Origin of the sequence: Brevundimonas sp. UBA5866, from assembly GCF_002432125.1 — a bacterium.
In the GTDB taxonomy this organism is placed as follows: domain Bacteria; phylum Pseudomonadota; class Alphaproteobacteria; order Caulobacterales; family Caulobacteraceae; genus Brevundimonas.
The window spans coordinates 28662-28884 of record NZ_DJFS01000037.1; the positions used below are offsets into that span (position 1 = coordinate 28662).

At 62.8% G+C, this 223-nt stretch carries 1 protein-coding gene; it reads right to left on the minus strand.

Annotation, left to right across the window (positions count from 1 at the left end; translation table 11 throughout):
- On the minus strand, positions 1–223 hold a 223-nt coding region (locus B3H86_RS04420; RefSeq protein ID WP_292051408.1), incomplete at both ends, for a phosphomethylpyrimidine synthase ThiC.

Below are 223 nucleotides of genomic sequence, written 5' to 3' on the forward strand. Positions count from 1 at the left end.
CAGGCCATCGCCCAGCGAGAACGACACATCATAGGCCCGCATGATCTCGCAGATCTCCTCGAAATGCTCATAGAGGAAGCTCTCGCGGTGATGGTGCAGGCACCATTTAGCCATGATGGAGCCGCCGCGGGACACGATGCCCGTCACGCGCTCGGCGGTCAGGTGAATGTGCTGGAGCCGCACGCCCGCGTGGATGGTGAAATAGTCCACGCCCTGCTCGGCC